Origin of the sequence: Hominimerdicola alba, assembly GCF_900112155.1 — a bacterium.
Taxonomy (GTDB): domain Bacteria; phylum Bacillota; class Clostridia; order Oscillospirales; family Ruminococcaceae; genus Hominimerdicola; species Hominimerdicola alba_D.
Genome location: NZ_FOKQ01000074.1, coordinates 1 through 8,405, shown reverse-complemented (window position 1 = coordinate 8,405; position 8,405 = coordinate 1). Strand labels below are relative to the sequence as shown.

The following is an 8,405-nucleotide window of genomic DNA, read 5'->3' as shown; positions in this document are numbered from 1 at the left end:
GAATTATTACCAAGGGGCATGACCTCGCAATGGAGCTGCGCCGACGCCCTGTTATGGATAGGCAGAACGAAGGAAGTTGGGACTTCACGTGACGAATGATCCCGTTGGACAGAGGAGGTTTGCTGCCGTAACGGATATGGGTCGCATCAAGGCTGTCAAAACAGATCTCTCAAGACGTTTTGTTTGCTATACCCTGATAACGTTAAATCCGGCATTCAATGCTTTGGATCATCCATAACTTGGTTCATTTCTTGAACATAACTTTATGAAATACTGAGATTTCGCGAGTATTTACGAGATTTTACAAGATATTTTGAGGAGTAATGAATAATGGCAAAGAAAACAGGAAGTATACTTGATAAGCTGGAACTGAATATCGATGAAGAAAAGATATCACTCATAAACTTCTACATAAAGGAGGACGGTGATACTCTTGATCTGGCAGCAGAACTCTCTGCTGTCATCAACAATCACATTGATAAGCTTTACAAAAAGAAAGTTCCAAAATCCGTAAGACACTACATCGAGAACAAGGACAAGGAGGATAGCGATGGACAACACTCTGATAAAGTGCTCGTTCAGCCTTATGCTGGCGGGTCATCGGATCAAAGTGAAAGGGTATAAAGTTAAGATACTTTCCCACAAACAACTGAATAAAATATGCTTACTGATAGCTTATACCTCAGATACGATCTACTATCTATCAGCAATGGAGTATATGGATCAAAAGCCAAATGCGAAGATAAAATACGGTACAGTATCGGATACCGGGACGGATCTCATAATGACAGAAAAGCTTAGTCTTGATTATGATGCTATCAATGATATGCTGCAAGCAGGAACGATTTTCCCCATTTCTTCTTCTCCGGGAGAAAGAAAAAACGGTCGGCTCATTGACACCGATTCGGATTTTACAAGCTGGGCAAACAAAAACGGACTTAGACCATATCTAAGAGCGTATCGGTCCGAGATCGGTGCCGATGATATTCATTATACTACAAAATTCTGATGAGACGAAAAATTATGACTGACGATGCTCTGTATACAGATAAAAGCGGTAGACTGTATGAACTGAAGAAACAGTTTTATCATACAGCTGTACTGCAATCTATGACAGAACATACATATCTAATTGCATCAAAGCCATACATTACAAACGATGGCTGTATTGAATGGCGTAATGCAATAGTATCAACCAATTATCTTAATGCAGTTAAATCTGCAAAGGAGAAGGATATAATGTACGAAAGCATTGAAAATCGTATTTCACTGAAAAATACAGCAAGTGACATTGATAAAGAGATCTCAGCATCAATGCATGAACTGTATCATTACGATCTTGATGGAGCTTATGACAAGCTTTCTCTTAATCATAGCGACTTCGATATAGCACAGGCGGTAGCACTTACCATTCACGGTAAGTCATGGGACGGGAGATTTTCAGATCTGAACAAAGCATGGGCTGATAACTTCATACAAGCCTATGATGTAAAAATCGAAGAGTATAGAGATTTCTTCGGCTGTGATACTCACCCATCTGTGCTTGACGGTTTTACGGATGTTGTACGTATGAGGATAGCGAACAGGAGTATAGATCAGACTCAGGATATAGATAATGATTACGATCAGTCCTACGAACAATCCGAATCAATGGGTTACGGAAGAAGATAGTAATTTTTTAAAGTATCATTTTCGCCTTTTAGTAAAACTGGAAAATTTTCCCAATTTGCACAAAAGCACAGATATATCTTTGTTAAGGTTTTCTCTTGTTTATTCAGGGCTTTCATGATATAATATAATTGGGGAACAATATGAAACAAACGAAAGGTGGGCTTAGTATGAAAATTAATACCGAAGATGAGAACATTCTGAGACTGAAACACACTCCCGAAGAAGTAAAAGCATTTATCGCTGATCAGATGAAACTGCATGAAGAATACATGAACAGCCCGGATAACGATGATGCTCCCGGTGGATTTGAGAACAAAGCTGTTCGTGAATTTATGGGTGAAGAATTTTGGAAAGCAACCAAGCTGCCGCAGTTCGATTACTCATGCGAGATAGATTCTGACGTACAATGCCGCGCATTTCTGTGGTATAAAGATATATTCAGAGCAAATCTGCGCTGTATGCTTGAAGAAAATGAAATGCTGACACAGCATACAATGGTAACTGACCGTATGAAGTATCTGTCCGGTGATGCTGCACAGATACGCTGGTTACAGTATCTCATTGACGAAGGTATTAGCCAGGAAGAATTCAAGCGAAACTTCGCGCTGAATGCGTATTATGATTATTACAGTAATTACTACGCATCTGTGACACTTACCGATGTCCCCCGCGATATGGTCCGCAGGCGAGAAATGTATGGTGAGATCCCGTCAGAAGATCGTGTGCGCTACTCCAACATGGTCAAGTATTCGGTGATGGAGTACATCAACGAACAGTATGTTTATAATCGCTTTGTCGGTGCGGGTGCAAAACTCAATCTACCATCAATCTGAATGTGTCTATAGACACACTTGCCCGACCAACTTCTTGATTTATTACAGACGATGTAATATACTTAGATAAAACAATCAGGAGATGACCAAAAATGAAAAGAATCACAATTTCAATAATCGTAATGATATCAATGCTGCTTACATCCTGCGGTAATATCAGCGAAAAAGATAATGCAGATACATCTGCCGAAGGAACCACAACGACGGTAGCCGAGGACACTTCTTCTATCACAACAACAAGCGAAACAGAAGAAACAAGTGAAGCGGTTACAACGACTACCAGGACCGAAAAGGACGATAGTTCATCCCAGGCTGAAACGACTGCTGCTACAACAAGTAAAAAATCTACTACTACCAGCAAAAAGACTTCGGGTAAGGTAAAGGTCACATCTTCAGGTCGAACCGGGTCATCAAATAACAGTAACTACGGCGGAGGTTATTCCGGTGGCGGGAATGTTGTTACTCAGGCTCCGGCACAACAGCAGGCAGCACCTACACAGACAACAACTACAACTCAGCCGCCAGTGAAGAAAACAACTACAACCACTACTACACAGTATATTCCTGAACCTGAGCCTACTCCAGAGCCTGTAACACCAAATACTTCTATAGTTGATATTGATATGACAGACGATCAGATGTATGTTTTCTTGACTCTTTATCCTATTGATTATGAAGGTATGTATCAGGCTGGACAAAACCTTTCTTACGATGGTACAGACTACGGCAAGGCAAAGGCTGTATGTGAATACGCATACAATTGTGGTGGCAGGAACTGCATCGAGTATGCGCTAAACGCTTACTTTGTAGCACAAGGCGCAGGACTGGAATGTTATCTTGCACGTTCTTCAAAGTATGACTGGTATGGTCATGTAGCAAATATTGTAAACATAGATGGACAGTATTACTACATGGAACCACAAGGTAATATAACAGGCTCTCCCAAGACATTTGCTGCTACCGGACCACAAGATAACGGCGAAATTATTTCATATCCAAACGGTCTTGATGTTATATCGGATATCTATGATAATAGATATGATTGTTGCATTGCAACCGATTGGTATGAGAATCCATAAATAAGTATTTCAAGCACTTAACAACATCATGTTAGGTGCTTTTCTTTTTCTCACGGAGAATATGATAGATCAAGCATTTCCTTAATTCTGCCAAAAAGGAAATGCTTTTTTTATATTAAAATTCAGAAAGGATATGATAATATGTTCAAAAGCAAATTTTTGAAGAGAATCGGCACCGGGATAATGGCTGCTGTATGCGCTTTTTCTTTTGCAACCGCAGAAGTGAAACCGATGAAAGCAAAAGCTGCATCAGAAGCAGTTTTCCCAAATGCCGATCAGATCATCGCACAGGCAGCTACTCTTCTTGGAGGTAATTATTCAAGCGCCGGTGGTAAAGGCTATTACAATATGTATGATGCCAACAAAACACCTGTCGCTTACGATGTGAATTATACTCGTTCAGCCGGGGTAGACTGCTCAGGATTGGTGTACTATACCATGACAAAGCTTGGTTACTCAACATCAGGTTTCGCATGGAATCACCCCGTCCCCGTAGATACTACTCATTGGCTGAGCTACACCAATCCTACTATTTCTTATAAAGGCACAACTAAGCCACTGGAAATAGAAAAAATAAGAGTAAGTACCAACAATCACCCCTACTGGGAGAGGTCAAACGGTAGTACGATAGAGCCCGGCTCTATTGTTATCGGTGATCCTACGAATGGCAGTACTGATCATGCATGGATTTATATGGGCGAATTCGAGAATAAAGCAGCTGTTAAAGCTTATCTGAAAAAGATAGGTGTAAATCCTGCATACATCAACGATAAAAACATTCATGACAATGGTGACGGTGGTAATCACTGGCGAATTGAAGCACAGAGTACATACGGCGTTGTTATCAATAATGATACAAGTGGTAAGTACACAGGTGCTATGAGAGTTTCATCGTTTAAATTAAACAGAGAAGTGACGTTTGAAATACAGAAAATAGCAATTGGAACAGGTGCTATTGTAGGAAAGTCAAAAGTCGATGGTTCATCTGCTGTATACGGCGTTTATACGGATAAAGCTTGCAAAAACAAGATAGATGAAATGACCATAAAAGCTAATGGTCGTGCTGCAATCAGCCTTCCTCTCGGAACTTACTACGTCAAAGAACTCGTTGCTCCTACCGGATATGAAGTATCCAAAGATGTTTATCAGCTTAAACCGAATGAAACCGTAACCGTTAAAGAAAATGAGATACATGGTTCTATACGTATTAATAAGACAGCTGAGGATGGAATCAAGAGTCGTGAATTTATGGTCAGTTGGATAGAAGAAGGTGCTCTCCATAGAGAACGCCTGACAACCAACGAACTCGGTGTAGCAAAGCTGGACGAACTTAATATCTATGATTATAACGGTACAGCAATAAAATACACCGTTTCAGAAATCAACAACGATTTAAGAAATGTTAATCCTAGCGCACAGACGGTTACCCTTTCAGAAGCTGATCCCAACAAGAATTATACCGTAGACCTCTATTTTAACAATGAGTATAAATACGGCTCTCTCGTATTACACAAAACTCATACAGACGGCAACACCGATGATCGTACCTTTACTGTAACAGGTAACGGCGAAACTTATACTGTTGTAACACACGGTAATGAGCCTGCGGCACTTGAACATCTTCGTATGTACGATGATGATAACAACATCATTACATATACAATTCATGAGGAAAATGTTCCCGATAGATATGTTCAGCCCGAAGATCAAGAAGTAACTCTCCTGCTTAATCAGGTCACAGATGTATACATCGTTAACAGCCATGTTCCCGGTACACTCATACTCAAAAAGAGACATGAGGACGGTAAAACAGGTGACCGTAATTTCACAATCACAGGCAGTGATGGCTCCGTCAGAACTGCTGTAACACATGGTAATGAGCCTACAGTTATTTCAGATCTTGATATCTATGATACTGACAGCAATCTCATCACCTATACTATCCATGAGGAAAATACACCTGACAGATATGAACAGCCTGCGGATCAGGATGTTACTCTTGAATATAATAAAACCAAGACTGTAACAATCGTCAACAGACTGAAACGCGGTTCAATATCAATTCACAAGCAGAACAGTGAAACACTTGAACCTGTTGCCGGTGCTAAATATGAAGTGACTTGCAACGAAGATATTTATAGTTCCAATGGTAAGGACATGATCCCAGCCGGAGAAACCATATATACATTGGAAACAGATGAGAACGGTAATGCAGCAACGCCTAAGTCACTGCCTATCGCTCACACATATACACTCACAGAAGTATACGTGCCGGACGGATATATTTCAGGCGAACCTATCACTATCGAAATGAGTGATGACGGAACACAGCTTGAATACCGTACCACAATCAACGAAAAGCCCACAATCGTAAAGATAAGCAAGAAATCTCTCACAACCAAAGAAGAACTTGAAGGTGCAAAACTCACAGTAACCGATGATAACGGTACAATAATTGATGAATGGACATCTACAACTACTGAACACACTATCATTGGTAAGCTTACAGTCGGCAAGGAATACACTCTGACAGAGGTTCTCGCTCCTGACGGATTCCTCACTGCGGAAAGCATCAAGTTTACTGTAAATGAAGATGGCTCCTCAAATCATATAACAATGTACGATGAGGAAAAAACAGGCAGTATTGAAGTTCATAAAACCACCGAGGGCATGATAAACGTTGAGGGAATAAGCTTCATACTCAGCGGTACATCAAACCACGGCACAGAAGTAAACACACAAGCAATTACTAACTCAGACGGTATTGCAACCTTTGAGAAGATCCCTGTGGGCACATACACCATAACCGAAGATGCTGAATCTGTTCCTTATGCGTACCTTGTGGCTGATGAACAGGAAGTATCTGTTATGTACGCAGAAACAACTATCGCTGAGATTTACAACGATGAAAAGTCGGGAACTGTTGAGGTCCACAAGAACACCAAAAACAAGGGCAATATCGCAGATATCAATTTCGTTCTTGAGGGTACATCTGACAGCGGCAGAACCGTGAAGCTTGAAGCTGTGACCGACAAGGATGGTAAGGCAGTATTCAACAAGGTGCCTGTTGGTACATACACCATAACAGAGGACAAGGAAACAGTACCTACTGCATACCTTGTTGCTGACAAGCAGGAAGTAAATGTACTGTACGCCGAAACATCTATCGCAGAAGTTTTCAACGACGAAAAGACAGGCAGCATTGAGATACACAAGACAACCGAGGGTATGATAAACATCGAGGGTATCAAGTTTATCCTTGAGGGTGTATCCGATAGCGGAACAGATGTTCACGTTGAAGCTATTACTGACAAGGACGGTAAGGCTACTTTCAGTAATGTTCCTGTTGGAACATACTCTATCACAGAGGATGAAAAGACTGTACCGACTGCATATATGGTAGCCGAAGAAACCGAGGTTACTGTGCTGTACGCTGAAACAGTAACCAAGGAGATATTCAATGGTGAAAGATCCGGCAGCATCAGTATTCAGAAACAGACTGAGGGAATGAAAGATATCGCCGGAATTAATTTTGTGCTTGAAGGTACATCTGACAGCGGCAGAACTGTGAAGCTTGAAGCTGTGACCGACAAGGACGGTAAAGCTACATTCAATAGTGTGCCGATAGGTACATACACCATAACCGAGGACGGTAAGTCTGTGCCTGCGGCTTATTTTGTAGCTGATGCTCAGACAGTAACAGTATTTGAAGCACAGACTTCAAACATTACTTTCGAGAACAAGAAAAAGCCTGATTCTTCAACTCCTTCTACTTCATTAACCACCACAAGCAATCCTTCAACCGGAGTTGCTGCTAACGGTGCGTTTGCTGTAACTGCAATTGCACTCGCTCTCATGATCATTTCAAGAAAGCGTAAGAACAGCTAATCATCGCTTTAAAAAGCACCCCCTTATAAAAGCAGACAGCCGCCCATAAAGGCGGCTTGTTTGCTGAATGCCTGCGAAAAAGTGTGTCTATAGACACAGTTTTCCCTCTCCCCAATTATACATTCGCAGGCATTCAGCAGATAACATTATAAAAATAGGAGTGATCAAATGTTACAATATCGAGTTGGAATTAATAAGACGTTTGTCGCTGCAGGAGAAGGTGTTAAATATGGCGATAAAGTGATAAAAGCAGTGGCGGTCTATTTTGAATATTTGATATTCGATAAGACAACAGGTGAACAAATATTCTTTTCCTCTGAGGATAATGAATATCCTGAACCACAACTAATTGACGGGCATGACCTTGATGAGTATTTCAGCTGTAACTATGACCGAGAAAAGGGTTACGTTATGAAACCGACGGAAATATGCAATAACAGCAGATACCGTGTGGAGTTTAGGGTGAATGGTCATCCTGCACACGAAGTTTATTATGTTGACCCTTTCGCAAAAAATGAAATAGAATTTTATGAAAAGGACAACGTTTTGAAAAGTGAGTTTATTAAGATACTCAAAGACAATCCTGATAAATTTGATATTCCTGCAAACGTTAATGCCAGATCATTCTGCTACGATTACAATGAAATCTCTTGGAGTGAGTGATAACAAATGAGAAAAGGACAGCTAAAACTAATAGATAAAGCCCAGCGCTGCGGAATTGCCGAAGATAGGATCGATCTTCTGAAGCAGGAGGATTTGACTCTTAAAGAGCTTGAAAAAGTTTTTTGGATATTGTGCAGCTGCAGTGATATGCCTATGGAGCTTCCTGTAACCAAACAAATCAAGGGGTTGCAAAAAAGAACACCTCAGTGTAGAATGTAAATACTGACGATGCGAAAGTTAGTAATACAAACTACAGAAAGGTGTCCTCTAT

At 40.7% G+C, this 8,405-nt stretch carries 8 protein-coding genes; all 8 read left to right on the top strand.

Going from position 1 to position 8,405, the window contains the following annotated elements; genetic code table 11:
* The first annotated feature begins 330 nt into the window (after positions 1-330).
* The 8 genes from BM265_RS18940 (at position 331) to BM265_RS18905 (ending at position 8,353) form a co-directional block, all read left to right on the top strand.
* Complete coding sequence (locus BM265_RS18940) at positions 331-624, top strand: hypothetical protein (RefSeq protein WP_074963484.1); 294 nt, start codon at positions 331-333, stop codon at positions 622-624.
* Positions 551-1,009, top strand: a complete 459-nt coding sequence (locus BM265_RS20305; RefSeq protein WP_177219648.1) for a hypothetical protein — start codon at positions 551-553, stop codon at positions 1,007-1,009. Before BM265_RS18940 ends, BM265_RS20305 begins: the two co-directional genes overlap by 74 nt.
* 14 nt (positions 1,010-1,023) lie before the next feature.
* A complete protein-coding gene (locus BM265_RS18930) occupies positions 1,024-1,671 on the top strand; it encodes a DUF3849 domain-containing protein (RefSeq protein ID WP_074963482.1) in 648 nt (215 codons plus the stop codon).
* Between the two features lie 167 nt (positions 1,672-1,838).
* The gene (locus BM265_RS18925) at positions 1,839-2,504 is read left to right on the top strand and encodes a hypothetical protein (RefSeq protein ID WP_074963481.1); all 666 of its coding nucleotides are present in this window, start codon (positions 1,839-1,841) and stop codon (positions 2,502-2,504) included.
* A gap of 92 nt (positions 2,505-2,596) precedes the next feature.
* Positions 2,597-3,583: a hypothetical protein gene (locus tag BM265_RS18920; RefSeq protein ID WP_074963480.1), complete on the top strand. Its 987-nt coding sequence runs from the start codon at positions 2,597-2,599 to the stop codon at positions 3,581-3,583.
* Between the two features lie 159 nt (positions 3,584-3,742).
* The gene (locus BM265_RS18915; protein WP_207647020.1) at positions 3,743-7,471 is read left to right on the top strand and encodes a SpaA isopeptide-forming pilin-related protein; all 3,729 of its coding nucleotides are present in this window, start codon (positions 3,743-3,745) and stop codon (positions 7,469-7,471) included.
* A 168-nt stretch (positions 7,472-7,639) separates the two neighbouring features.
* Positions 7,640-8,134 (top strand): hypothetical protein, encoded by a 495-nt coding sequence (locus BM265_RS18910; protein WP_074963478.1) that lies wholly within the window; start codon positions 7,640-7,642, stop codon positions 8,132-8,134.
* A 6-nt stretch (positions 8,135-8,140) separates the two neighbouring features.
* Positions 8,141-8,353 (top strand): hypothetical protein, encoded by a 213-nt coding sequence (locus BM265_RS18905; protein WP_074963477.1) that lies wholly within the window; start codon positions 8,141-8,143, stop codon positions 8,351-8,353.
* Positions 8,354-8,405: the final 52 nt, after the last annotated feature.

Coding starts and splice junctions, on each gene's coding strand:
- BM265_RS18940 (WP_074963484.1), top strand. CDS start 331: ATGGCAAAGAAAACAGGAAGTATACTTGATAAGCTGGAACTGAATATC.
- BM265_RS20305 (WP_177219648.1), top strand. CDS start 551: ATGGACAACACTCTGATAAAGTGCTCGTTCAGCCTTATGCTGGCGGGT.
- BM265_RS18930 (WP_074963482.1), top strand. CDS start 1,024: ATGACTGACGATGCTCTGTATACAGATAAAAGCGGTAGACTGTATGAA.
- BM265_RS18925 (WP_074963481.1), top strand. CDS start 1,839: ATGAAAATTAATACCGAAGATGAGAACATTCTGAGACTGAAACACACT.
- BM265_RS18920 (WP_074963480.1), top strand. CDS start 2,597: ATGAAAAGAATCACAATTTCAATAATCGTAATGATATCAATGCTGCTT.
- BM265_RS18910 (WP_074963478.1), top strand. CDS start 7,640: ATGTTACAATATCGAGTTGGAATTAATAAGACGTTTGTCGCTGCAGGA.
- BM265_RS18905 (WP_074963477.1), top strand. CDS start 8,141: ATGAGAAAAGGACAGCTAAAACTAATAGATAAAGCCCAGCGCTGCGGA.